The organism is Lactobacillus apis (genome assembly GCF_003150935.1).
GTDB classification, from domain to species: Bacteria; Bacillota; Bacilli; order Lactobacillales; family Lactobacillaceae; genus Lactobacillus; species Lactobacillus apis.
Window position 1 is genome coordinate 1,487,338 of record NZ_CP029476.1, and the last position, 25,798, is coordinate 1,513,135.

Here is a 25,798-nt window from a genome sequence, read left to right on the forward strand (position 1 = left end):
CGTTAGGAGGTAGTTTTAATGATTAGAAATGCACAAGTAACTGACAGTTCAGCAATTCAAGAAATTAATCGGACACAATTAGGTTACGATTGCTCACTTGAGCAAACAACTAAAAACTTGCAACGTATTTTAAAGAATGCAAATCATCATTATCTATTAGTTTATGAAGATGAAGTAAGCCATCAAGTAGAAGGCTATCTTCACGCTGAAATTTTTGAAGAAACCTACTTCGAGCCATTATTGGATGTCTTAGCTTTAGCTGTTGCCGGTTCAACGCAAGGAAAAGGTATTGGCACTCAGTTAATGAGCAGATTAGAAGAGCTTGCACAAGAACTCGGTATCAATGAAATAAGATTGAGTTCGGGAGAGGAACGAGTAGCTGCACACACATTTTATGAAAAACTGGGTTATCAATGTCTAAAAAAACAAAAAAGGTTTGTCAAAAAATTAAGTACAAAATAAAAAAGAGCTAATCACAATAGAAATTTGCGATTAGCTCTTTTGATAGTCTTTAAAAATTAACTAACTAGCGTATTAGAAATTTGCCGCTTTAACAAAGCGATTCTCACTAATTGCGTAGTAGACTTGACCATCAATATTAATTCTACCACCGTAAGTATGAACACTAGTGCCACGCAATAGTTTAGTATTGTCAGCACGTAGGCCAGTAGTATCGTAAATATATGCGTTATGCGTTAGAACTCTTGAGGTACCAATGATGTTACTTGCAACAACATATTCATTTTCACCAATTTGTAAGTACTTCTTACCATTGATCATTTTTGTAGCAGTTACGTTTACTTCGATACCAGCAGTCTTCAGTGGTGCAGCAGTGCGTTGACCATTTGCATCGTAGACATAGGCATCATGCATCAACTTCTTCTTACCTGTTGGCGCTTGTGAAACAGGATCTGGATCAGTAGCAGTACTATTACTGTTAGATACTCCGTCTTGACCAGTAGAGGTATCTGTTTCACCAGCTTGAAGATTGTAGTAATACTTAAGCAAGGAGAAAAAATCATCCATTGAGTAACCCCATTTAGCAAAGTAGCCATCTGGGTCTGTGTGATTGGTTCCGCCTAGAAAACGAGAAACTGCGTGGTGTGACCAAATTGTTCCTTGACCAGTGTTTGAAGCATTAGTTGGGACGATGCCATAGCGGTGCAACAATTTAGCTGCATAAATTGCATCATTGTTAACACTTTTAGCAAACTTATCCCTAGTGTTTTCCTGGCAAAGTTCAATCTGGATATAGCGACCGTTTGCAACTGCACCAGCACCCCAGACACCATAATTTGGTGTCATCATCTGAATTACCTGTTTACTGTCAACGAAGGCATGAACATAGGAATACATATTCATCCATTCACGGTTAAAGTAGATGGCTTCATTATAAGCAGAAGCATTTGGCGTTGCCGTTTCGTGAATTACAATTCCTTCTGGCTTACCTTTTCTGTACTTGATAATGTTGCCATTGGCATAAAACTTGTTGTACTTGATGTTGGCTGTTTGCAACATCTTGTACAAGTAAGTTTCCCCAACATAACTATTTTGCTTAGCAACCGCATTAATCGATGCCGCCTCAACTGTCTGAGTCTTCTGGCTGACTTTAAAAACAGGCGCAACTAAACCTACTCCGATAGCAACAGTAGTTATTAGTTTCTTTATCTTCATTCTAAACGTTAATTCCTCATTTCTTTTTGTTATCTGGTTTTTGTTTTAAAAATTGGCCTTCTTTACATACTGATGAACACCAATCCGGTAGTATTTGTGCCCATAAATTGTTATTGCAGCCCCATATGTTGCAACTGACTGTCCCTTCTTCAAGACTTTCTTATTGTCACGATTGCCAAAATCGTTATAAACATAAGAATTCTTCTTTAGTGTTCTAAAAGTGCCGTCAATGTTGCCACTGGCTATGTACTGATCTTCACCAATCCGGTAATACTTCTTGCCATTAATCTTTTTAGTGCCATAAGTTGCGATAACCTTGCCTTCATCGCCAGCCTTAATTGCTTTCATACCCTTAACTCGTTTACCTTCTGCGTCATAAACGTAAGAAGTATGCATCAGAGTCTTATTAACCTTCTCATCGCCTTTAGGTGCTTGAGAAGCAGGAGGTAATGCACTACCAGCATTTAGCAATGTATCATTAACCCAGCCTTTACCTGAGATGTACATCCGTTTTTTGCCGTTATAAAAAGTAATTGTCTTGGTTACAGTTACCGCATCGCCCTTATTTACTGAACTTGTTTTTGCAGAAACTGCATGGTCAGTTGGCCAAGCATAGGTAGCACCTGCTTTTTTCACTACGTAGGACTTAGACGCGTTAGAAATCGTCGGATCATATTGCGTAAGATTGTAAGCAGTAATACGACTATTCAAAATCGTGTTGTAGTTATTGGCTGTTGCATACGTTCCAGTCAATGCTTTGGTGGCGTCTGTGTATGAAGATGCATTTTCAAGCCAAGCGCCTTGGTAACGGTCAGGTTGCCAAGAAACACCTAGACGCAACTTCTTACCATTGTCATCGAAGGACTCTTGATAAGTATTGTATTTTCTGAATTTAGCAGTGACATAGTAGCTCTTGCCGTTCTTATCTTCTTCACGCGTTTTAGCGGAATAAGTAGCACCTGGCCAACTATCATCTGCTTTCATACCAAATAAGTTGTTAGCATTAACTGCAAGCCCAGATTGCCCCCAATTCGACTCAACAATTGCTTGTGCAATCATTACTGAAGGATATAGACCATATTTCTTAGCGACCTTCTGTGCTTGTCTGGTAGCAGTGTTTAAAAAAGTTGTTTCTGTTGCTGTAGCAGCTGAGACTTGATCAGCTCGAGCTGGTGAAGCGGCAATTAAGTTGTTGGTAACTGGAATTACAGCAGACGCAGCGAGTAACGCAGCTGAAAAACCAGTGATTAGTTTCTTTTTCATAGATGTGTGTTTGCCTCCTTAATCGACATCTTTATTGTATCGAGCAATTTCACGAGAAACAATAGATAGCATTTAATTGTAGTCAAAAAGTAATATAGCTCGACTTTTATTACAAGAAAAAGTTATCTTTCTAAAACTTCCTGTAATCGATTTAATAATTGACTTTTAATACGCTGTAATTGACCCCTGCTAACACCTATCTGCCTACTAAGCTGTTGAACCGACTCACGCTCAATCAGGTGCTTTAAAAATAGTTTTTGTTCTATGTCGGACAAGTATGGTAGCTCTGCTTCTAATGCTAGATAATTATCCCAATTATGCTCGTCTCCAGCTATTTGCAGGTCTGTTAGTTCACTCTCACGTTCAGATGAGTGTTGCTCCTTGCGTAACAAATCCGTTGTGTGCCAGATTATTTTGCGAAAGCTACTCCTGTCGACTTTTTCTCGCGGAAGGGTTCGATTTTGTGTGAGCATTTGCGCATAAATAATAATCCCTTCCTGTAAAAAATCCTCATAATTAGTATAGTTCTGTCTTACATGTGCATACTTTAATGCCCCTCTTACTAACTTTTGGTTCTCCCATGCCTGTAAAAAAGCTTGTTGACTTATTTCCATTTGTGACATTTTCCTTTTCATTTTTGGTGTCACAAGCGCTTGTGCATATAGTAGCTTAGCAAGTTTCTAGTATTGCGTAAAAACAAGAGCCGAAAGCGGTAACAATTGAGTTAAGCACATTCTCTGTTCAAGCATAAATCATAGCCCTTTGATATTTGAGGACTAATTAATTCAACAAAGCGTACTAAAAAAGGATAAACAAAAAGCGAATTAACTTGTGCTAATTCGCTTTTTTATCAAAACAGGGTATCACGACGTAGACTGGTTTTATAAACAGCTTGATGAAATTCAGTCAACAGTGGTAATTCCAAATAATCAGCTAGACAGCGACCATATCTTTGCTGCCTTTTATCCTGTAATTCAAGTAATAATGGCTTAATTGCAAGGTCATTGTATGGCTCATGTGGATGAAAATACTCCGGTTGATCGATTAAGGATTCTCCCTTAGGCCGCTGAACTTGCCAGCCTAGTGACTGCTCAAAATGAGCAATTAATAGCTCACAAAGGATATGATTATAAACCAGACTATTGGAAATCTGGTCAACCACATAACGGCTACAATCATAATAAGCAAAAATGTAGCTTACTTCTCCATACGGTACTGTTTTAAATACAACTGAAGAAATATTAATGGCCCTAAAACCAATCATCTGATGCAATGACACCAATCAATGTTGCCTGAGTTATAACTGCGTAATGAAAAATATGCGAGTCTTCCCGTAGCAATAATGTTACGACTAGTCAGGTTTAATTTACTAGCAAAATCACGTTGAAATTCCAAGCCAGCTAGAAGACATTTCTGTCCAAAAGCGGTAAATAATGAGCGTGTACTATTTTGACATAAGACTATCCCTTTCTGACAATCAAAAATTACGCTTTTATATTTACCTAATAGCGGTTCCTTCTGGAATTCATATATCGCAATTGTATCCCGATTAATTTGATAATTTGCATCTTTTGTAAGATACATGTTAATTGTTTGATCTACTCCAACTTTTTGTCGCAAAATATCTTTGGACCACACACGGTGTTCCTTTTCTCGCGGTAGATTTAAGGTCTGCTGCTTCTTTGCTAACATTCATTCAGTCCTCTCCATATAGTTTTCTCTATACAATTATACACAAATTGTTATCGGTTTCATAGAAGAGTAAACAAAAAACGGAAGCGACTAATGCCGTTTCCGTTTCTGTAATTAATTTAACTAATTAATTAAAAGTTAGCAACTTTAACGTATTGCTTAGCTGGGCCACCGATACGGTAGTATGAAACACCATTCTTGAATTTGTATGGTGAACCGTAAGTAGTAACCTTAGCACCCTTGCGTAATACACGACGGTCAGCACGTTTAGTACTTGTCTTGTATACGTAAGCGTTGTGAGTTAAAGTACGAACAGTACCATCGATGTTGTCAGCCATTACGTATTCGTTGTCACCGATTTGGTAAACTAAGCTACCATCAGCAAGTTTAGTAGCTGCACCATAAACGTTAACGTTTGAGTAAGCTGCTAAAGTCTTAGTACCAACACGCTTGTGATCCTTGTCGTAGATGAATGCGTTGTGCATAACCTTCTTAGCAACCTTGTCAGCTGGCTTGAAAGTACCATCAACATATTTGCTTTCTACGTAAAGGTCTGAATCAGCACTGTTGATACGAGTGTATGACTTGTCACCAATCTTGATTGGTTCACCAAAGATAGCAATTTGGTCACCGTTCTTAACAGCAGTCTTAGAATCAGTTACGTTGTTACCTTCAATCTTGTAAACAGGTACATCACCATCTGATTGAACAGTCTTGTAAGTAGCACCCTTAGCACCAACAGTTAACATGAAAGTAACTTTTGCAGTCTTCTTGTCAGCATTTGTTGCACTAACAACTACTGGGTACTTACCAGCAACCTTAGTGTTAACCTTAGAAGCATCAACATTTACATCTAAAACAGTTGTGTTGTTTTCACTTACTTGTGCAGAGAAAGCACTCTTGATAGCTGCAGTGTCAACAGTTCCGTTAACTGGTACATAGTTAAAGCTAACTTCTTTGTTTGATGAATCAACAAGGTTGTCAATTGAATCAAGTGAAGCTGAAGCTTCTTTACCGTTAGCTGAAGGAACAGTTACTTTAGTAGCTGCAGTAGTACCCTTTACGTAGTAGCTAATTCTAGGGTAAGTAGTATCAGCTGCATTTGAAGTAGGATCTACAGTAATAACAGCTGAGCCAGTCTTACCATTAGTTGCACTTAAGTTAACAGTAACGTTAAATGGAGCTGCAGGCTTGTCAAAGCTTTCGTTTGCATCTGCTTTAGTTGTAATTCCTGCTGCTTTAACTGCATCACGTACATCTTGAGTTAAGTGAGCAAAACTAGCAGTTGCTTTGTTAGCAGAAGCGTCTGTAATATCAGCTGCATATGCGCCTCTAATAGCTGCTACGATAGCAGCAACGCTGTATTGACCATTTCCAAGACTTACTGTGCCATTTTGAACAGCTTTTCCGCCTGTACGGTTTTCCTTAAGGTAAGGAGCACCAAGCTTAGATGTATCGTTAAGAGTAAAGCCATCACTAACGATACCAAAGTTAGCAATTGTACCAGTAGCATCTGATTTAACAGTTACAGTAGTACCATTAGCAGTAATTGCGTAATCAGTGCTTGCTGATAAGCCAGTTAATGTAACCTTAGCTGCTACATAGTAAGTAGTAGTGGTGTTGTCAAGTTGCTTTACAGCTTCACCGCTACCAACTTTACCTTTATCATTTCCAGTAGCGTCAGCAACAGCAGTATAAACTTGAGCCTTTGAAACTGCAACGTTTGCGCCAGCTGGTAAAACTGGTGTTGAAAGTGAAGCAGTAGCTTTTGAAGCAGGATCATTTACAACTAAACTAGCAAGGTTAGTTAAAGATAACTTCAAAGTAGCTTTATTTGTAGTACTTTGTGCTGTACCACCTTCAACAGTGACATTAGTATCAGCTAAAACAGTTGATACAGTAGAAGCAGCAACTGGTGCAACAGCTAATAAAGCAGCTGCAGCAGCACTAGCAATTCTTAAATTTTTCTTCATGTGGTCTTTCCTCCTTGTGTATATACAAAATAGTAATAGACTATAGGTTCAGTCGTTTAGAGCCTACATTGTTACAACATCCTTCAAGCCGAATCCATAAGTTTATAACTCTTATGAGGTAGCTTTCAGGCTGAAGAACGCGCATGCGTACAGACTAACGCGCCTGAAGCATAGCTATCACTTACCACATTTCATATTGTACCTACCTTTAGCTAAAATTGCAAGGTGTGCGGATATTTTACACACTTTTGTAATAAACGCTTACAGATTTAAGCAAAAGCTCTTTCTGTTAGTTAATTTGCAAAAGCTTATGTAGCAATTATTTTTACACTTTTAAAAATCAGCCAGTGTTCTTAAATTATTTTATGCAACATTAATTTTACAAAACATTAACAAATTAACAGGAAATAAAGTAAAAAGTCATACCTAGTTAAACAAGGCATGACTTTTTAATAAATAATTATCTTCGACTAGTAAAGTTTTTGATTTTCCTAATCAAACTAGTTGTGAGCTTGAACAGTTGCAGCCCTTTTTGAGTTACCTGCAGAATCATCGAACAAACTTGTAACCACACGTTCAACATATGAAGCAGATTGTGGAATCTTATAGACATCAACTCCATCTTTTGCAAACGCGTCAGCATCTGCAATTGTCTTCATTGCCGTTTTAACTTCAAGTGAAGTCAAGTGATCAGCGGCATCCGGTAAGGCCAATGTGACCTTTTTATCATCACCATTTAAAAATACTAATTGTAAAGTTTTTGATTTAGTTACCAAGTTAATCTCGCTCCTTTTCTTTCCTATATAATTAACAAAATCTTTTTAGTTAACGGCGTCAATTAGTGGAATTGCCTGCTTTTGAATTAAAGTTGCAGCAGTCAGATCAGCACCTTGCAAACTTGCAAGTGCATCCCCCACCTTAGCCAAACCTGCGGCAGACGCGCCTTTTTTCACATTTTTAAAGACACGCGACTTAATATTATCTTTGCCATCTTGTTGATTGTAGAAAGTATATTGGATTGTTTGCTCTAATAAATCTAAACTCATATTTTTTACCATCCTTTTGATTGAATTATTGAAACTAACAATGTAAGAAGTAGCGCGCTAGATGTCTTACACTATGACGGCAAAGTGTAACAAATTTCTTGAGAATTTTTTATATTATTGGCAAAAAACGTGTATCGGTAGTCAAACCAACATTAACCCTCTATAATTAATGTAAGAATTAGTAAGGAGGATAAATTCCTATTATGAAAAAATCTACGATTTGGACGATCGCAGCCGTGGTCATTATTGCCCTCGGCGGTGGCGTCTTTTACGCAACCCAAAAATCAAATAGCAATCAAGTAGATGCTTCTTATAACAGTGCTATTCAATCTGGTAAAGAAGCCGTTAAAGACAAAAATTACACTAGAGCAAGTAACGCGTTTGATAAGGCCCTTTCGATTAAGAAGACCAATCAAGCACAAGCTTATAAAGAACAAGCTGACAATATGACGGCTGCAATTAAAGCAACTAAAGATGGTGAATACGATGACGCCCTTGCCAAGACTAATGATGTCATTAAGCAGAGCAACGGTTATTCCGTTTTAGTTAGTCACGGTAAAAAGCTGACTAAAACCATCAAGGATGTTCAAGATAATTATGAACACGAAATTAAGCCAATTTTTGCAGCTGCTAAGCAAAACGAAGATAACAAACAATACGATCAAGCTGCTGATCAATACCAAAAGGTGCTAGATTTACCTTATATTGATGGCAAGTACTACGCTAAATATAAGAAACAAGCTAGCGATGGCCTTGATAAGAACAAGCAGGCTGCTAAAGATAATAAGAATGAAGCTGAATCTTCTTCTAATAGTAGTTCTAACAGTGCTAATTCTAATAGCGGTGACACTGGTAATGCAGGTAAAACTGGTGAAGGCTCAATGGGCGACCACAAGGTTCACGGTCAAACCGTTACAAATGACCAAATTGCTCAACTGCGTAAACGTGTAACTAAACTTGGTTACGAAGGTATGGCATGGAGTCCTCAAGATCTAATCGATCTTTACCGTAAATCTGGACGTGCAAATCCTGATCAAATTACTAAGAATGATGTGCAAAGCTATCTAAAACCATAATTGATACTTTATAATGAAGAAAAGTTTTAAAAGCGTCTAAGTATTTTAGCTAAGACGCTTTTAACTTGGGCATTTTTAGCCATTTAATCATGTGCAACAATAATGCTATAATTTGACTAACTGAAGAAATGAGCTACTAGGTTTATCTCAAGTAGCTACTGATAGTTGCTTTTACCGCTTAAACTCTGTAAAATGACTATTGACTTTCACGTTTCCTATTTTTACTAAAGGGGTGTCTGCTTTGACTGAAAAAGAAACAAATATCAAAGAGCAAGATAATGAACAAGAACAAGAAAATGAAGAATTAAAGGTTGTCATGCCTGAAGCTGAATGGACAACAATGCCTGAAGAAGAATTTGCTGAACAACCTGATTATTTAAGAGTTTTCACTGACTTCTACATTGCTAAATTCAACCAGCGCGACTTGGAAATCATGAACACTTATGATCCTGATTCAAACATGGTTGATATTAACCACTATGTAATGGATAACATCAAATTTTCACGTAATGAATTGGTTAAGCATGCTTTGCAATACCACGCTAACAACTTCCAAAATATAGTAGACGAAATTGTTAAGCAAGATAGTATTAAGCCTGAAGAAATGACTTCATACAGCGATTGGAACAACTGGTACGAAGACCGGCGTAATAATATTTCTACTTCTTTATCATAATTTACTTGTACTATTACGAAAAAAAGAACAAAATAGGTACTTAAATGGGAATGTCGATTGACATTCTTTTTTACTTAATTAAATAAAATCTTGAAATAGTCTAATGGGAGTATCAGATTACTATGGATCACAAGAAGAAGCGGATTTCCGCGGCCGGTTTGTTAATTACAATTGGGATTGTGTACGGTGACATCGGAACTAGTCCGCTCTATGTTATGAAGTCGATTGTTAATGGTAACGGCGGCATCACTAACGTTAACCGCGAATTGATTTTAGGTTCAATCTCACTGATTTTTTGGACAGTTACGTTATTAACGACTGTTAAATACGTCATAATTGCACTTAACGCAACCAACCGTGGTGAAGGTGGTATTTTTGCCTTATATGCACTAGTTCGTAAGCGAGCCAAATGGTTGGTTATGCCTGCCTTAATTGGTGGGGCTGCACTACTTGCAGACGGGACGCTAACACCTGCAGTTACCGTTACGACCTCAATTGAAGGTCTGAAAAATATGCATTTTGGCAGTAGTGTTCCTGTTCCCAATCAGAACTCTGTCATTGTGATTACCATTATCATTTTGCTGATACTGTTTTCAATTCAAATGTTGGGAACAAGTAGTATCGGTAAAGCGTTTGGACCAATAATGTTGGTCTGGTTCACTTTTTTAGGTGTAATCGGTATTAGCAATATGGCGCATGACTGGTCAATTATCGAAGCACTTAATCCCGTATGGGCAATCAAAATTTTATTCAGCCCTGCAAACAAAGCCGGTATCTTCATTCTAGGATCAATCTTCTTGGCAACTACCGGTGCCGAAGCACTATATTCAGATGTTGGTCACGTTGGCCGTGGCAACATCCTAGGATCTTGGCCTTACGTATTTGTTTGCCTAGCTTTAAACTATCTTGGTCAAGGTGTTTGGATTTTACAAAACCCTAATTACCAAACAAACGGTGGCGAATTAAACCCATTCTTCGAAGCTGTACCAGCTAACTTACGCTTATTTGCTATCATTTTGGCAACTATTGCCGCAATTATCGCCTCACAAGCCTTGATTACTGGTTCATTCACACTTGTATCTGAAGCCAGTGGTTTGAAGTTTTTACCACGGATGAAAATCAACTATCCAACCACCGAACACGGTCAGATTTATATTCCATCTGTTAACAAGATGATCTGTGTCGCAACCATTGGTGTCGTTCTTTTCTTCCGTACTTCGGAGCACATGGAAGCCGCCTACGGTCTGTCAATTACGGTTACCATGTTAATGACCACCCTACTCTTATTCGAGTACTTGGCTTCTAAGCATCACCCGCTTATTTTGCGTCTTTGCTTCTTGCTTGTCTTTGGCTTTATCGAAGGCATGTTCTTGATTTCAAGTTTAACCAAGTTTATGCACGGTGGTTACGTAACTGTTTTAATTGCTGGCTTTATCGGTGTAATCATGTTCATTTGGTACTTTGGTAACAAGGTACGTGATAAACATGAAGGAGCAAAAACCTACGTCCGTTTAGACGAATACACTGATATGTTAACCGACTTAAGTCATGATGATGATTACCCAGTATATGCAACTAACTTAGTTTATATGGCTAAAGTGAAGTACAACAAGTTTATTAAACGTGAAATCATGTACTCCATTTTGGATAAACGGCCAAAAAGAGCGGCTGCATACTGGTTCGTTTCAGTTAACATTACTAATGAGCCTTATACAGCGCGCTATGCGGTTAATACATATGGCACCAAAAATGTCATCAATGTTCAGCTTTTCTTAGGTTTTAAAAAGCAAACTAGCGTGAATGTTTACTTACGGCAAATCGTTCAGGACTTAATCAAGGATGGAACAATTGAGGCACAACCGCAGGATTACACTACTACGCCTGGTCGCCAAGTTGGAGACTTCTCATTCGTTATCGTTAACGAAGTCTTCAGTCCACTTACCAAACTTAAGGGCTTTGAAAAGCTAATGCTAAAAGCTCGTATCTGGTTACAAAACTTATCTTCCAATCCAGCATCTTGGTTTGGTCTGGAATACACTGATACGGTGGTTGAGCAAGTCCCATTAATTCTGGGTCGTCCTGAGACAAAATTGCACATTAAGCGTGTTGCACCAAAGGACTACTCTAATTTAAAAGATCAGGAAACTGAATAAGAAACAAAGAAGCATCTGAAGAAAATCTTCAGGTGCTTTTTTATGTCGATGAAATTGAATCTAACATGTTATCGCTAATAAACGCTAAGCCGGTTAAGTGGCCAATATCGAACTTTGACCACACCTTCAATTTTACTTCTAGGAATTGCCCCAATGTAACGACTATCCTTTGATACACTCCGGTGGTCCCCCAATACAAAGTATGAATCTTTCGGAACCTTATTAGTTTTTCTCATCAAGTTCAACTGCGCTGCCGTATAAATTTTCTTATAGTCTTTTTTAGTTGCTAACGAACGAATCGAAAAGTTTCCAGTGTCAGAGTAATGCGTACCATTGAAGCCATACTCATGGTCTATCAGTTTAAAGCCCGGTTCTAAATAACTCTGGTCAATCTTTTTGCCATTAACATAAATCTTATTGTTCTTTGCAGTAACTGTATCACCTGGTAAGCCAATGATTCGTTTGATATAAAACGCTTTTGGTTCATCAGGTGCTTTTAGAATGATAACTTCGTTACGCTTTAGTTCACTATGGCGATAAGCAATGACGCGCTCTTGATTTTCAAAAGTTGGTTGCATTGAAATGCCTGATACAGAGCATTTAACTATTACAAACTTGGTTAACAAAAAATTGATTACGACAAAGGCGATGAATAAAACGACTGTATACTTAAAAATATCGTAGAAATCTTTTTTACTTTGCTGGTTATCTTTCATGAACTTAACTTTCTTTTCTATTACTGAGAACAAGTTTATACAATAAATACATTATAAACTTTAGAATGAAAAAGTTAAAAATCAACTTTGCTAAAGATCAAAATCAAACGCATATCTATGGTTGGACTGCCATTTTCTAGTTTTGTGCTATATTATTTAAAAATTTAAAATAGTTTACCGTCTTTTATACGATCTTAACTTTAAACATTAATAATTGCATTTTTAGCGCTTTTGATTATTTATAAGCCAAAATAGTACACCGTAAATGATGTTAAATTAGCAGACAATAAAAAAAGCTGGCAAGGTCTAGTACTTACCAACTTTTTTATAAAACTAATCGATATTTTTTAATTACCAAATATAAACGCGTTTATCTGGATCTAACCACATACCATCTTCTGGCTTAACATCAAAAGCCTTGTAGAAGTCATCTTGACATTGAGTCTGAACGTTTGCACGTAATGGACCAGGAGCGTGAACATCAACTGCAGTTTGACTCTTAATTGATTCAGTCAATTGCTTGTTAGCCCAAATGCGAGCGAAGTTTTCGAACAATTTCTTCAAGTCTTCGTTCTCATTCTTAGCAGCTTCGACTGCAGCAGTTAAACCACCTTGGTCTGCAATGTTTTCTGAAACAATTTGCTTACCGTTAAGAGTAACTGGGCCATATTCGATACCATCAAACAGGTCAATTTCAGCTTGCGTACGCTTCTTAAATTCAGCGTAGTCTTCGTCAGTCCACCAGTTCTTCATGTTACCAATTTCATCGAATTGCGCACCATTATTATCAAAGGCGTGTGAAACTTCGTGGGCAATAACAGTACCGATACCACCATAATTAGTAGCACGGTCTTGTTTTAAGTCATAAAATGGTGCCTGAAGAATAGCAGCAGGGAATGTTAAGTCGTTTCTTTGTGGATCGTAACATGCGTTAACGAGGTTACCAGGCATTGCCCAAACTGTCCGATCAACTTCCTTGTGCAATTGTTCAAGGTTGTACTTTTGCTCCACAATGCCAAATGCACGTTCATTTGAATAAAGGCTACCGCCCTCATTAGCTGGAACCACCTTTAAGCGATTGTAGACTTCTTCAATCTTGTCAGGGTAACCAATCTTTAGCTCTAAAGCGTTAACCTTAACAATGGCCTTTTCTTTAGTTGCTTCTGACAACCAGCTATTGTTTTGCAAGCGATCCTTATAAACGTCAAGCATGTGATGAATCATTTCTTCAACATCTTTTTTGGCATCCTCACCAAAATATGTCTTGCCGTAGTATACACCAACAACTTCGCTGAAGTCTGCGTTAGCAAATTGATATGCTTGCTTTTCGCCACTTGTTAATTTTGGTTGACCATTTAATGCTTGGCTGAATGGGAATGCTGCTTCACGAAATTCTTGTGATAAAGCAGGAGCTGCAGCATTAATAAAGTTAACAATCATCCAGCCTTTGATTTCATCAAAGTTTTCTTCATTGATAATTTCGTTAATGTAATCCAAGTAGCGTGGTTCTTCAACAATAATTCGTTCTGGTTCTTCACCAATTGCTTCTTTCAAGTAGTAAGCAATCTTGAATTGATCAAACTTAGCTTCAAAGTCTGCAATCTTCATTGGATTGTAAGTAGCAGGATAGTCTGCCCATTCTTCTGTAGACTTAACGATCTTAGAGAGCTTAGCATCAAACTTAATAGCATTTTCTGCATATTTTTCTGCTTTAGCTTGATCAATACCAGCCATGGTTAAAAGCTTAACCGATTGCTTTTGTAAAATGTCTAATAGTTTTGGTGCATCAGGAGTTTGATAAGTTGTAGTGTCCGGTAAATATGTTCCTGGACCTGCAAAATACAAAGCATTAACTTTAGTATTCTTCATGTCAGGTGAAACATCAAAGCCAAATGGGATTGAAGCAAAAGTTGATAAGGCAGGCGCATTTAAGTTGTAGTCAGAAAAGTCCTTAATGCCGTCAAGAATAGCTAAATCGTCCTTAATTGGATCAGCACCTTCTCTATTACGCTTGTCAAAATCGCATGCTAATTTATAGAGCTTAACTGCTTCATCCAAGTTAGGAACATCAGGAATTTCCTTTTTACCTGATGCAAAATCAGCTAAATCCTGCATTAAATGCTTTTCAACGCTAACGTCAATGCCATCAAATGATGCCATACGTGAACGATCTTCTGGAATCTTAGTTTTTTCAATCCACTCAGAGTTAACAGCTAGGTATAAGTTATCCTGAGGTCTTGTGCCAACTTTTGGTTCAATGACGTTGCCGCTACCGCCACGAATTGCCGAAATATTTTTCATTGAGAGAGTCCTCCCCTTTTTTCTAAAATTAAAAATAAACTAAATTAATATTATCATTTTAATCAATTGATAAGTGTTAAAAAGCCTTTACAAATTACTTGAAAACTTTAATGTGTTTACGCAATTTTGCATGAAGAGGAATTAGCAATAAAACCATCATGAAAATGCAAATTGCAGCCGTAATGAAGAACGGAATGTAACCTGCATGATCAATCATCATCCCTCCAAATAGTGGGCCAAAGGCTTGACCAATTCCACGCGCAACACTAATTGCCCCCTGATACTTACCCTTACTTGTCATCGGTGACAAGTCGTTAATGTACGCTGGGACAGCAGGAAACGCTGTGGCTTCTCCTAACGTTAACACCACCATTGACAAAGCAAAGTGGGCAAAGTCGTGGGCAAAAATAAGTGTCGCAAATGAAAGAGCGAACATCGTCGTCCCAAATATTATTTGCTGGAACAAATTTTTAAATAGGCGCGGAAAACGAGCCAAAATAACCTGGACAGTCACAATAATTGCACCGTTAAGCGTCCACAGTAAACTGTATAAATGAAACGGAATTCCGAGTGAAACCATGTAAACCGATAGATTTGATTCCCAGTTCATGTACATTAGCCAAGTTACTGCTAGTGAAATTAGAAAGCCGACCATCAACATGACGTTGTACTTAGGCATTGGTTCAGTTTTAACTTTACCGCTTGCTCCCTTGTTTTTAGCTTTGCGTTCTTTATGATAATTAATAATTGGCCGGTAGTGAATTGCCGCATTAACGCAGGCAATTGCAAATAATGAAGAAGCTAGTAAGAACAGGAACTCAATTGAGAAATCATAGAGATAACCAACGAGCAGGGTTCCAGTAACCGTACCGACGTTCTGGGCAAAGTAAATCAAGTTGAACACATAGCGCCCAGGATATTTCTTAATACTGGTGGAAATGGAATTGATCATTGTTCCGTTCCAACCACTAACAAACCCAGTGATAATTAGCCAAATCCAGTAAGCTGGCCAGCCATGAAAGAAGGCCATAAAAAACAGGACCACAGCATCAGTGCCTAGTCCAGCAACAATTAACGGATATGGATTGAAGCGGTCATACAAGCGCCCTGCGGTGAATGACCCCAAAACATTACTTGCACAGTTGCAGAAAAGTACAAGCCCGATAACTGAAAGGCTAATGTGTAATTGCTTATTTAAGTAAACTGAAGTAAGTGGCCAAACAAAACTTGAACCGATCCAGGTTGCTAGTTCCCCTAGCAATAACCAACGTAATTTAACTTCGGTTCCAGTATTTGATCCGTGTGTGAGTTTCATTTATTCAGTCCTTTCTTGTTTTAATTTCCATTTAACAGTGTAGCAAGAAGTACGCTAAATTAACACCCTCACCTAACAGTTCAAAGTCCTAAAAACGTGGTGGTGAATAGAATTTAGGTACACATAAAAAAGAATGATTATCAGTCTAAACTGTAATCATCCTTAATTTAGTTTTCAAAAAATTGGCCTTTGTTTTCTTGGTAATATTTCTTATACCGGCCATTATAATTATGGAACATATATTTCATTAGTAGCCAACGCTTGAAGTTACGGTCCTTATCATAAAAGACAGTTGTTCCATAGCGGCCTTCGTGAATTAGTTCCTCGGCAAGCTGTTTAGCTTCATTGTCATGTGCATATTGCTTAAAGACTTTTACAGGTAGACCAAGCCATAGAACATGCTTGGACTTAAGCTTATTGCCGTAGACTGTTTCCTTGTCTTGCAAGCTGTCATAAACATAATCATCAACATACCACTTAGCTAAATTATAGCCGTTTAAGGTTACGTAAAAGCTTGAGCGGCCCTGACGCAAGTTAATTTCAAAGAACTTGTACTTGCCATCACGCGCATCATACTTGATATCGAAGTTGGCCATCCCAGTGTAGTTGAGCTTTTCCAAGAAAGCCTCAACCTGTTCATACAATTTTTCATTATATTCAGGCAAAATTGCCATGTAGTTACCAATGGCTTGTGGAGTTGGGTCTTCTAAGAGTGGATGACCCAAGCACATCATCTTAACATGGTGATGACGGTCAACATACGCGTTAAGAACACGCATATTGGAATCGTCACCAGGGATAAAGTCCTGTGCAATTAAATCGGCCTGATAGCCGTTGCCATAAATCTTGCCAACAATGTCACGCAATTCTGTTTCGTTGTGAATTGTGAAGGCCTTTTTACGTCCTTCAAAGTGAACATCAAGCCAAGAAACTGGATCTTCTGGTTTTAGTTCAATTGGATAGTCAAATGGCAATTCAAGGTAGTTTTCTGCCTTAAAGTCAGTCATGGTAATAATCTTAGTCTTAGGGTAAGGCAAACCGCATTCTTCAGCGATTTGGTAGAAGCCCTCTTTAGAAATCAATTTTTCTAACAAATCATATTCAATGTAAGGTACGACAAAGACATCGGCTAATTCGTCTTTATGCTTGGAAAGAAGCTCAGCGTAGCCGTCTCCGCAGGCAATCAGAATAACGGGTTCCTGATGATCTTGGTAGAGCTTTTTTTGCTCACGCATTACTTCAATAAAAGTTGGATCTTCACTAAATCCTGGGTGAAGCTCAACACTGACAATTTTAGAATAACGGGTTGGGGCTAGCTGAGTATCCGCTAACGCTTTAACGCTAATTCCATAGGCTTCATTAAAGGATCTTGCCATCCCATATACGTTAATATCACTACCGAGTAATATAGGTGTAAAATCTTGACTCATTTAAAATTGCTCCTATTAAACTAGCTTTCCTTGTTCAATCAAGCTAGCCACTTCTGGTTGCACACGTTGATACTTAGAAACTGTTTCATCGTAATCAACAAAGAATAATTTGTACCAAACAAGGAACGTGTAAATTGTCCAGATTTGGCGACGATGTGATCCATCGCCTTTGTAATTTTCATCAAGTAATTGCAAAATTTTGTCTTGTTCAAAAATGTCATTAACAAAATCTTCGCTGAACAAGTCACGCACTTGTTGATAAAAGCGTGGTTCTTGCAACCATTCTTTGATTGGGGTTGGGAAACCTAGCTTAGGACGCTTAGCCCACTCGTCTGGCAACACTTTTTCTGATGCCTTACGCAAAGCATATTTAGTATCATGCTTGTTAACCAAGTAATCGGTTGGAATTGAGTTAGCACGTTCAGCAACCTTGCGGTCAAGGTATGGCACACGCAATTCGAGCGAATGAGCCATTGAAATCTTGTCGGCCTTTTGTTCAATATCGTTTAGCATAAAGTGGTGCAAATCGATGTATTGCATTTGGCGAACGTTATCAAGATCCTTAACCTTTTCAAAGTCCTTTTGATAAATACCATTAACGGTTAATTTGTTGCGGTATGATGGCTTCAAAACGCCATTAGCGTCTTCTGAAGTGAAAATAGTTGGGTAATCCATGTCATAGATGACTGATTGACCAACGTAAAATTCGCTTGGTTCAGCCAAGTTAGTGTACATGTGAACCTTGCCAGGGAAGTTTGGCATCTTTTTAATCTTATGTGCCAATTTAACCCTTGTCTTCTTCGGCAACTTTTTACATTGAGAAGTAAAGACCTTAATAACGTTGTTATGCGTGTGCATCCCGTAGTTAACGTAGCCAGCAAATAATTCGTCCGCACCTTCACCAGATAAGGCAACCGTAACGTGCTTACGCGCCATCTTGCACAAGTACCAAAGAGGAATGATTGACGGATTAGCGTCGGGTTCATCCATGTGGTACTGCATTTCTGGGAAGTCATGCATTGCCTCGTCAGCTTTAACCTTGTCTGAATAGAAATTCCAGTCATTCATGTCAGCTAAAGCCTTAGCCTTAGATGCCTCATCATAAGTTGCATTGTCAAAGGAAATTGAGAAGACATCATCAGGATTTAAGATGCTGGTAATGTAACTGGAATCGACTCCTTCTGATAAGAAGGCACCAACAGGAACATCCGCAATATGGTGCAACTTAACTGATTCATGCAAATCTTCGTCGATTTTATTAACCGTCTCTTCAAAACTAAGCGTGTTAGCCTTATATTCAGCGTCCCAGTATTGATGAGTCTTCATTTGACCGTCTTTATATTCAAACCAGTGGCCTGCTGGGAACCGCTTGATGCCCTTAAAGAAAGTCTCATCAAGGTCATTATATTGGTTCATCAAGTATGGCTTAACTGCTTCTGTATTAAGACGACGCTTAAAACCAGGGAACTGCAAAAAACTCTTGATTTCTGAGCCAATAATCAAGTGACCATTCTCATCGCTGTAGTAAAGTGGCTTGATACCAAAGAAATCACGGGCGCCATACAGCGTTTGAGTGTTATCATCCCAAATGGCAAACGCAAACATACCCCGGATACGCTTAAGTAAGCCATCCATGCCCCACTCTTCAAAACCGTGCAACAGAACTTCTGTGTCCGATTTAGTGGTAAATGTATGGCCTGCTTTAATCAATTCGTCTCTTAATGGCTGGAAGTTGTAAATTTCACCATTAAAGATAATTGCCTTTGTTTTGTCTTCATTGTAAATTGGTTGGCTACCGCCACGTAAATCAATGATTGATAATCTTCTAAAACCTAAAGCAACTTTATCGTTGGTGTAAAAACCATCTGAGTCAGGACCACGGTGCATGATCGCTGCCATCATTTTGCCAATAGCTGCTTGCTTATCATTTATTTCTGGATTATAAAATGCGACAATTCCGCACATAGATTTATCTTCCTTAATTAATCTTAGTTAGTAACCTGTTAGTTTTTAAGTTTAACTTTCACATTATAAGATAATGGCGGCCAAATTCCAAATTGTCCACCCATTTTACCTAAATGTAAAAGATTCTTCGCCTGCTAGCTGCCCCATAACCAAAGGCCTGGATTACGTGCCGATGCAGATCAATGTTTACAACGTAGCCAGCAAATTCAGTTTGATGATCGATTTGACGATTCCAATTCTTATTATATTTAGTCGTCAAAACATGGTTCGGTCCCATTAAAGCTGAGCAGTTAAACAAAATATACTGGATACCATTTATTCTGAACTGGTCTTCAACGTGGCGGTGACCACAGAAGTAAGCAATAATTCGGGCATTTTTCACATTAGTAAAATCAAAGTCATTTGCTAAGCGAAATTCTGGTGGGATACCGCTGCTTGAATGCATTTGTCCTTTTTCGCCCTGATTAAATGCCACTAGTAGTTCGTGAAGGGACCGGCCGTTATACTTAAGCGCATTCGAGCCCTTACGGTTAATCGGATTGCCGTGACTCATAAAGACAATGCTTTTATTAGAAGACTGCTCCAAGATTTCGATGATTTCTTCCATCTGATCTTCCCTGACAGCCAAAGTGATTTTGGCATCGTAACACTTTTGACCCTGAGCATTTAAAATGTAGGGCAAGTCAGTGGTGTTGACTGAAATGAAGCGGATATCATCGACATCATAGTAACAAACGCCGTGCTGGCGCGAAATATAGTGCATACCAGGCTGGGCATACATTGCAGGCCACATAATCTTTTCAAATTCATTCTCGGGGAATGATGCTTTTAAGTCGTGGTGCTCATCATACTTGTCGTTTTCGTCATGATTGCCTTTAATCATCAAGTATGGCACTTTGGTTGATTTAAACGAATCACGTAACTTAATTAGTTCGCTTTCGCCTAAGAAGCCCGTGTCAGAGCCATCAATCCAGTCACCCAAATGCACCTTGAGATCAAGTAAGCCAGAATCATCAAGATAGGAAAATTCGTTAACATGAGTTAAACCATTCCAGCCGTAAAAATCCGTACTATTACTATCCTTATAGTGGGTATCAGTAATCACACTAACGTTGACAGAATTTTTACCCTCATGCGTCCGCTCCTTGACACGTTTAATGAATTCATCAAGGTATTCTTCCACAATATAACGACGCCCCGTTTTGCGATTAACAAACGCACGGTATCGTTCCAATTCAGGACTAAATTCACGCACATATTCTGGCGCTAAATTATCAGCACTTTCTAAACTGAGTGCCTGATGCAAAACATCATTCTCATCTTTATAAACGGTCAGATTATATGGCAGACCTTGGGGTGTATGTTGCGCTGCATCAACATGATATTCACCGACCGTTACATATTCTTGCATTGGATCGAGTGAATTTTTCCTTTTATTAAAAAGACGGCGCATTTTAGCCCCATTTTTCCGATCAAATAATCCCATTGAATACTTAAAAACATTCATTATTGTGCCTCAACCCAAAGAAAAAAGCCGGGCGGTCAGCCACAGCTTCAGAAACTACGCGTTATCTGCCAATGCGTGGGCTGCTAAGCCGATTGACAAAACTGCATCTTTAGACAATACTTCTTGTAACACTTTAGGTGCAATTACTTGAACAGCACCGATTACCTTTAAGCTGTAAGTAACCACGTGTAAATCAACTGACTCATTATAAAAATCATCTTCATAGGGATTTTCATGATTATAAGTCAGATTAATTTTATTCTGATCAACGTAACCGTCAACATGGTTAGTTAAGATGCGGTCATGTAAATCAGTTAATTGCTCTGACAAGTTAATCAAAGTAAGCTTGTGGTCACTTTCAGTTTCATAGTATTGCTCTTGGGTCATGCCAAAATAGTCTTTAACTGGCTTGTGCAATACATGCAAATTATCAATCACACGATAAACGGCCTCAGCATCAAAGTCTATTTCTTGATTTAAAATACTTTCTTGATTATCGGCCAAATTATCGGCCAGAGTCATTGTATCTAACTTTTCCATGATATCCTCCTAAAGTTCATTTTATATTATACCAAAAAAACTATTATTGCACTTTTTGTGAGCAAAAATTTTACCTTTCGTTAATGGGTTTTTTAAACCAGATTTTACTCACGCTAAATAAGAGCTAATAATATTTATCTAAAAAAGAAAAAACAACTTTTTACGTATCTAATATTGATAGCAAAAAAAATATTTTTAAAGGAGACTTACGATGTCTGAACTTATCCGCTGCCCTTGGGGCACAAAAGACGACTCATTAATGCAGCAATATCATGACCACGAATGGGGCAAGCTCAATCTTGATGAGCAATATTTATTTGAAATGTTAACTTTAGAGCTTTTCCAATCTGGCCTAAATTGGTCAATGATTCTGCATAAGCGGGAAAACTTCCGAAGTGCTTTAAAAAACTTTGCACCAGCAGAAGTAGCAAAAATGACTGATGATGACATTGCACTTTTAATGCAAGACAGTTCAATTGTCCGTAACAAGATGAAAATCACTGCTACCCTCAAAAATGCAAAGGCGATTCTAGCAGTTGATGCCAAAGAAGGCAGTTTTGCTCATTACTTGCAGCAATTTGTCAAAACGCCAATCGTTCACCATGCGCAAACTGCCGAAGAAGTACCAAGCACCAGTAAAATTACCGTGCAAATGGCCAAACAAATGAAGAAGGACGGCTTTTCTTTTGTTGGTCCAATTACACTGTACTCATTTTTACAGTCAATTGGCTTAATTAACGATCACCTTGAAACTTGTTCATTTAAATATCAAGGTTAAACAAAAAGCTGGACCACTTTTTGAGTAGTCCAACTTTTTTAATTGGTTAAATCGTTTTTTTTTAAACTAACTTCTTCCGAATCCAACCGGAAATCCAGTCAATGACAATTACCATGATGATAATACCAAGCAGGATAATTCCTACCCGATTCCATTGCCGGTATTGTAAGGCAATGATTAGTGGATAGCCGATACCACCGGCACCAACTAGTCCAAGAACCGATGCCGAACGAATCGAAACATCAAATCGGTATAAAGTATTCGAAATCAAGGCTGGCAAGAGGTTCGGTAAAATCGAAAACATGACCACATTGGTTTTTGAACCACCAGCGGCAGTAACTGCTTCGTTAGGACCATCTTCCAAGTTTTCAATTGCTTCTGAAAATAGTTTAGCAAGCATCCCAACCGAGTGGAAACCTAAGGCCAAAACACCGGCTGCTGAGCCAGGGCCAACAGCCTTAATGAACATCAAGGCCAAAACAATTTCTGGAAATGACCGAATAATCGCCAAGACAATTTTTCCAACCCGTGAGACATACCACTTTTTGTGTCTTGTATGTGCTGCCCAGAAGGCAAACGGTAAAGAGATAATTGCCGAAATAAAAGTTCCTAAAAAGGCAATGCAGACGGTGTCCCACAATTGTGAAACCAAATCTTCACCCGTGCCGTTATAGACATACGACCAATCGGGGTGGAAAATACCAGAGAAAATGGCACCTGCAATTTGACCTGCAGTTTGCTTAATTCCACCAAAATCAATGCCAGTGCATGACCAAACAATCAAAAGGACAGTTACGATTGCCAATGCCCAATGCGCTATGCGCTTTTTCTGATCGACTGGCTTAGGAGGCAGTTTTTTCATTGAAGTATCCATTATTTCATCAACGCCTCCCTTGATTTAGAAGAAACATAGTCGATAAGAACTACGACTAAAATAATTGCAATGATAATTGTACCGGTCTTAGGGTAATCGAAGACCTGCAATGTTTCTTGCAAGTAAAGTCCAATACCACCGGCACCGATATAACCCAAGACAGTCGATGCACGAACGTTAATTTCAAACGCGTATAAGCAGTATGAAATAAAGTAAGTCATAACCTGTGGTAAAACGGCAAACACAATAATTTGCAACTTATTAGCGCCAACCGCAGTTAAGGCCTCAATTGGACCAGGATCAATTGTTTCGATTGCTTCATAGAACAACTTAACAACAATCCCAAACGTACAGATTGCTAAAGCTAAGATACCTGCAACAGGTCCAATACCAACGATTGCTACAAATATTGCACCTAAAAGTAAGTCAGGAACCGTTCTAATAATGTTCATAATGACTCTTAAGATGCCCGTCACCGCCTTATTTTTAACAATGTTGCGAGCAATCAACAACGAGTAAACAAAGGCAAGAATTGACCCGATTACTGTACCCAAGATTGCCATTTTGATGGTCTCAAGGATTAACGGAATAACCGCACCTAAGTATGACCAATTTGGATGCAACATTTGCAAAAAGATATCCGCAAATTGACCAAAGTTAGCAAAAAGTGCGCCTAAGCTGGTTTTGGTTACTTTAGTCGAAACAACTAAACCAACAACAAAGAGAATAATCCAGAATAAGTTCAAAATTTTGAACTTATTCTTTGGCAGTGTCATTAGAGTTTCTTCTTCAGTACTACTCATCTTGATCACCACCGGAATAGATTTGATCAAATGTTTCTTTAGGCGTTTCACTCATTTTGCCATCGTAAATGATTTCACCAGCACGGACACCGATAACCCGTTTACCAAATTCTTGTGCTAACTCAACACTGTGTAAGTTGATTACCACGGTCATGCCATGCTTTTCATTAAGCATCTTTAAGTCTTGCATCACACGACGCGAAGTCTGTGGGTCAAGTGAAGCAGTTGGCTCATCAGCCAGAATAATATCAGGATCTTGCGTTAGCACCCGTGCGATTGCCACACGTTGTTGCTGTCCACCGGACAACTCATCAGCGCGTGTGTAAACCTTGTCTGCAAGGTCAACTTGTTGCAATGCATCATAAGCGCGTTGCTTGTCTTCTTTAGTAAAGAGGTTGAGAGTACTCTTCCAGGTTGGGTAATAACCAACGCGACCCGTCAAAACATTGCGCAAAACGCTTGAACGTTTAACCAAGTTGAAGCTTTGGAAAATCATACCGATATTTCTACGCAACATCCGTAGTTCTTTTCCCTTAGCCTTGGTAATTGACTCACCATTAATTAGAATATCGCCTTCAGTAATATCAATTAACCGATTTATTGAGCGCAAAAGTGTTGATTTACCAGCACCAGACAAGCCGACAATAACGACAAATTCACCCTTATTGATCGTTAAATTGATGTCCTTTAAACCAACAACATCTTTGCCATAGACCTTTTTAACGTTTTTTAATTCAATTACTGGCTTAACTGCAGAATCTGCCATTATAAACTTCCTTTATCTCTTATTTTTTAGTTGATGCGACAATTTTGTCATACTTACGAACAGTATCGAAGTCGCTGTCCTTACTTGGAACGTATCCTTCATGAGTATAAATGCTTTCGATAATCTTCTTACCCTTCTTAGATTTACCGATATCAATAAATGCATTTGCTAACTTCTTACGGAATGATTTAGACATGCTTGGAACAACAGAAATTGTGTCATTTGGAATTGGCTTAGTGAAGTAGATTGGCACAACTTGATCCATAATCTTAGGGTTGTCTTTCTTCACGATTGTACGTGCATCTTCAAAGACAAATGCTGCATCAGTGTCACCGTTTAAAACGTTCAAAACTGATTGATCCTGTCCTGTAACAGTAACTAATTTGCAGCTCTTCTTAACATCAAGACCTTTTTCCTTCAATTCAGCGATTGGGTAAACGTAACCAGCTGAAGAAGTTGGGCTTTGGATGGAGATTGATTTACCCTTTAAGTCCTTCCATGACTTAATTCCTGAACCCTTTTTAACTAAAATTTCAGCACGATAGAAATTAACTAAGTCCTTAGTTGGACGGCCGCCAGGTTGCTTAACGCCGTATCTTTGTGCTTGTAATAAGACATCAGCAGCACCTTGCTCGTGTGCTAGCACATAACCACTTGGTGGCAAGAAGCCAACATCAACTTTCTTGGATTTCATCGCTTCGACAACTGTGTTGTAGTCAGTTGACATTGAAACGTGAACTGGAATGCCTAAGCGATCAGATAACATCTTTTCCAAAGGCTTTGCGCGTGACTCAAGTTCAGTAGCAGCTTGACTAGGAACAAACTGAACGTTCAATGACTTTGGTGTGCCATTGCTACTACTGTTATCGCTCTTGCTTTTACCAGAACATGCAGTAGCCATCAATGCAACTAGCATAACAGCTGCACCAGCTAAAACTTTTTTAAATTTCTTCATCGTGCCCTCCCAGACATAAAAAAAGACCTAATCTAATTAACACGTAACGTGAATTACACTAAGTCTTTTGGTAATAACATTATTAATTAAGAAACGAACATTACCCTCTTTTTTAAGGGAACGAAAAGAGCTGCCAACAATGTCTTTGATGAATGCTGTACGCAATCCATACTTTTGCATGCCTCTAACTCCCCTTTCGACAGTCCGTAAATTATTCTTACAAATAATAGCAGAAATGTTTCCTTTAGAAAAGTAATTTAATCAGAAAACTTCGTCTGAGACCAAATTTGAGGTA

25 protein-coding genes are annotated in these 25,798 nt (G+C 38.5%); 5 read left to right on the forward strand and 20 right to left on the reverse strand.

Annotated features, from left to right (window positions below):
- Nucleotides 1-18: 18 nt before the first annotated feature.
- A complete protein-coding gene (locus DKL56_RS07070) occupies nt 19-462 on the forward strand; it encodes a GNAT family N-acetyltransferase (RefSeq protein ID WP_074425905.1) in 444 nt (147 codons plus the stop codon).
- Between the two features lie 72 nt (nt 463-534).
- On the opposite strand, the gene DKL56_RS07075 is transcribed toward DKL56_RS07070, so the two are convergent.
- The 8 genes from DKL56_RS07075 to DKL56_RS07110 all read right to left on the reverse strand — a co-directional run bounded on the left by DKL56_RS07075 (nt 535) and on the right by DKL56_RS07110 (nt 7,648).
- Nucleotides 535-1,674 carry an SLAP domain-containing protein gene (locus tag DKL56_RS07075; RefSeq protein ID WP_109715893.1) on the reverse strand — a complete coding sequence of 380 codons (1,140 nt, stop codon included), beginning with the start codon at nt 1,672-1,674 and terminating at the stop codon, nt 535-537.
- 45 nt (nt 1,675-1,719) lie between these two features.
- Nucleotides 1,720-2,937 (reverse strand): SLAP domain-containing protein, encoded by a 1,218-nt coding sequence (locus tag DKL56_RS07080; RefSeq protein ID WP_109715894.1) that lies wholly within the window; start codon nt 2,935-2,937, stop codon nt 1,720-1,722.
- Between the two features lie 122 nt (nt 2,938-3,059).
- On the reverse strand, nt 3,060-3,551 hold the full coding sequence (locus tag DKL56_RS07085) for a sigma-70 RNA polymerase sigma factor region 4 domain-containing protein (protein ID WP_109715895.1): 492 nt from the start codon (nt 3,549-3,551) through the stop codon (nt 3,060-3,062).
- A gap of 236 nt (nt 3,552-3,787) precedes the next feature.
- Complete coding sequence (locus tag DKL56_RS07090; RefSeq protein ID WP_109715896.1) at nt 3,788-4,201, reverse strand: hypothetical protein; 414 nt, start codon at nt 4,199-4,201, stop codon at nt 3,788-3,790.
- Nucleotides 4,198-4,629 carry a hypothetical protein gene (locus tag DKL56_RS07095; protein ID WP_109715897.1) on the reverse strand — a complete coding sequence of 144 codons (432 nt, stop codon included), beginning with the start codon at nt 4,627-4,629 and terminating at the stop codon, nt 4,198-4,200. Before DKL56_RS07095 ends, DKL56_RS07090 begins: the two co-directional genes overlap by 4 nt.
- A 131-nt stretch (nt 4,630-4,760) precedes the next feature.
- Entirely contained in the window at nt 4,761-6,602 is a 1,842-nt protein-coding gene (locus tag DKL56_RS07100; RefSeq protein ID WP_109715898.1) for an SLAP domain-containing protein, read from the reverse strand.
- Between the two features lie 500 nt (nt 6,603-7,102).
- Entirely contained in the window at nt 7,103-7,378 is a 276-nt protein-coding gene (locus DKL56_RS07105; RefSeq protein WP_109715899.1) for a DUF2922 domain-containing protein, read from the reverse strand.
- A 45-nt stretch (nt 7,379-7,423) separates the two neighbouring features.
- Nucleotides 7,424-7,648 (reverse strand): DUF1659 domain-containing protein, encoded by a 225-nt coding sequence (locus tag DKL56_RS07110; RefSeq protein ID WP_109715900.1) that lies wholly within the window; start codon nt 7,646-7,648, stop codon nt 7,424-7,426.
- Between the two features lie 203 nt (nt 7,649-7,851).
- Here DKL56_RS07110 and DKL56_RS07115 point away from each other — a divergent pair, with 203 nt between their 5' ends.
- The 3 genes from DKL56_RS07115 (at nt 7,852) to DKL56_RS07125 (ending at nt 11,553) form a co-directional block, all read left to right on the forward strand.
- On the forward strand, nt 7,852-8,724 hold the full coding sequence (locus DKL56_RS07115) for a hypothetical protein (protein WP_109715901.1): 873 nt from the start codon (nt 7,852-7,854) through the stop codon (nt 8,722-8,724).
- A gap of 241 nt (nt 8,725-8,965) precedes the next feature.
- Nucleotides 8,966-9,400, forward strand: a complete 435-nt coding sequence (locus tag DKL56_RS07120) for a hypothetical protein (protein ID WP_109715902.1) — start codon at nt 8,966-8,968, stop codon at nt 9,398-9,400.
- Between the two features lie 122 nt (nt 9,401-9,522).
- Complete coding sequence (locus DKL56_RS07125; protein ID WP_109715903.1) at nt 9,523-11,553, forward strand: KUP/HAK/KT family potassium transporter; 2,031 nt, start codon at nt 9,523-9,525, stop codon at nt 11,551-11,553.
- A gap of 74 nt (nt 11,554-11,627) precedes the next feature.
- Here the strand turns inward: DKL56_RS07125 and lepB are convergent, their stop codons facing one another.
- The 7 genes from lepB to DKL56_RS07160 all read right to left on the reverse strand — a co-directional run bounded on the left by lepB (nt 11,628) and on the right by DKL56_RS07160 (nt 21,327).
- Complete coding sequence (gene lepB / locus DKL56_RS07130; RefSeq protein ID WP_109715904.1) at nt 11,628-12,269, reverse strand: signal peptidase I; 642 nt, start codon at nt 12,267-12,269, stop codon at nt 11,628-11,630.
- Between the two features lie 351 nt (nt 12,270-12,620).
- A complete protein-coding gene (locus DKL56_RS07135; protein WP_109715905.1) occupies nt 12,621-14,570 on the reverse strand; it encodes a M13 family metallopeptidase in 1,950 nt (649 codons plus the stop codon).
- A 94-nt stretch (nt 14,571-14,664) separates the two neighbouring features.
- Nucleotides 14,665-15,885 (reverse strand): MDR family MFS transporter, encoded by a 1,221-nt coding sequence (locus DKL56_RS07140; protein WP_109715906.1) that lies wholly within the window; start codon nt 15,883-15,885, stop codon nt 14,665-14,667.
- A gap of 167 nt (nt 15,886-16,052) precedes the next feature.
- A complete protein-coding gene (locus tag DKL56_RS07145; protein ID WP_074425921.1) occupies nt 16,053-17,315 on the reverse strand; it encodes a carboxylate--amine ligase in 1,263 nt (420 codons plus the stop codon).
- Between the two features lie 15 nt (nt 17,316-17,330).
- Nucleotides 17,331-19,280, reverse strand: coding sequence for an asparagine synthase (glutamine-hydrolyzing) (asnB, locus tag DKL56_RS07150; RefSeq protein WP_109715907.1), 1,950 nt, complete (start codon nt 19,278-19,280; stop codon nt 17,331-17,333).
- A 109-nt stretch (nt 19,281-19,389) separates the two neighbouring features.
- Nucleotides 19,390-20,787, reverse strand: coding sequence for a metallophosphoesterase family protein (locus DKL56_RS07155; RefSeq protein ID WP_109715908.1), 1,398 nt, complete (start codon nt 20,785-20,787; stop codon nt 19,390-19,392).
- A 54-nt stretch (nt 20,788-20,841) separates the two neighbouring features.
- The gene (locus DKL56_RS07160; protein ID WP_109715909.1) at nt 20,842-21,327 is read right to left on the reverse strand and encodes a hypothetical protein; all 486 of its coding nucleotides are present in this window, start codon (nt 21,325-21,327) and stop codon (nt 20,842-20,844) included.
- Between the two features lie 211 nt (nt 21,328-21,538).
- Here DKL56_RS07160 and DKL56_RS07165 point away from each other — a divergent pair, with 211 nt between their 5' ends.
- Entirely contained in the window at nt 21,539-22,105 is a 567-nt protein-coding gene (locus DKL56_RS07165; RefSeq protein ID WP_109715910.1) for a DNA-3-methyladenine glycosylase I, read from the forward strand.
- Between the two features lie 61 nt (nt 22,106-22,166).
- Here the strand turns inward: DKL56_RS07165 and phnE (DKL56_RS07170) are convergent, their stop codons facing one another.
- From phnE (DKL56_RS07170) to DKL56_RS07880, 5 genes are read right to left on the reverse strand one after another with little or no spacing between them, the layout of a single operon-like run.
- A complete protein-coding gene (phnE, locus tag DKL56_RS07170; protein ID WP_109715911.1) occupies nt 22,167-22,979 on the reverse strand; it encodes a phosphonate ABC transporter, permease protein PhnE in 813 nt (270 codons plus the stop codon).
- Nucleotides 22,979-23,782, reverse strand: coding sequence for a phosphonate ABC transporter, permease protein PhnE (gene phnE, locus DKL56_RS07175; RefSeq protein ID WP_109715912.1), 804 nt, complete (start codon nt 23,780-23,782; stop codon nt 22,979-22,981). The genes phnE (DKL56_RS07170) and phnE (DKL56_RS07175) overlap by 1 nt, the downstream gene beginning before the upstream one ends.
- On the reverse strand, nt 23,775-24,548 hold the full coding sequence (gene phnC, locus DKL56_RS07180) for a phosphonate ABC transporter ATP-binding protein (RefSeq protein WP_046307862.1): 774 nt from the start codon (nt 24,546-24,548) through the stop codon (nt 23,775-23,777). The genes phnE (DKL56_RS07175) and phnC overlap by 8 nt, the downstream gene beginning before the upstream one ends.
- Nucleotides 24,549-24,567: 19 nt before the next feature.
- A complete protein-coding gene (locus DKL56_RS07185) occupies nt 24,568-25,503 on the reverse strand; it encodes a phosphate/phosphite/phosphonate ABC transporter substrate-binding protein (RefSeq protein ID WP_109715913.1) in 936 nt (311 codons plus the stop codon).
- 36 nt (nt 25,504-25,539) lie between these two features.
- Nucleotides 25,540-25,683, reverse strand: coding sequence for a hypothetical protein (locus DKL56_RS07880; RefSeq protein WP_162542518.1), 144 nt, complete (start codon nt 25,681-25,683; stop codon nt 25,540-25,542).
- Between the last annotated feature and the right edge of the window lie 115 nt (nt 25,684-25,798).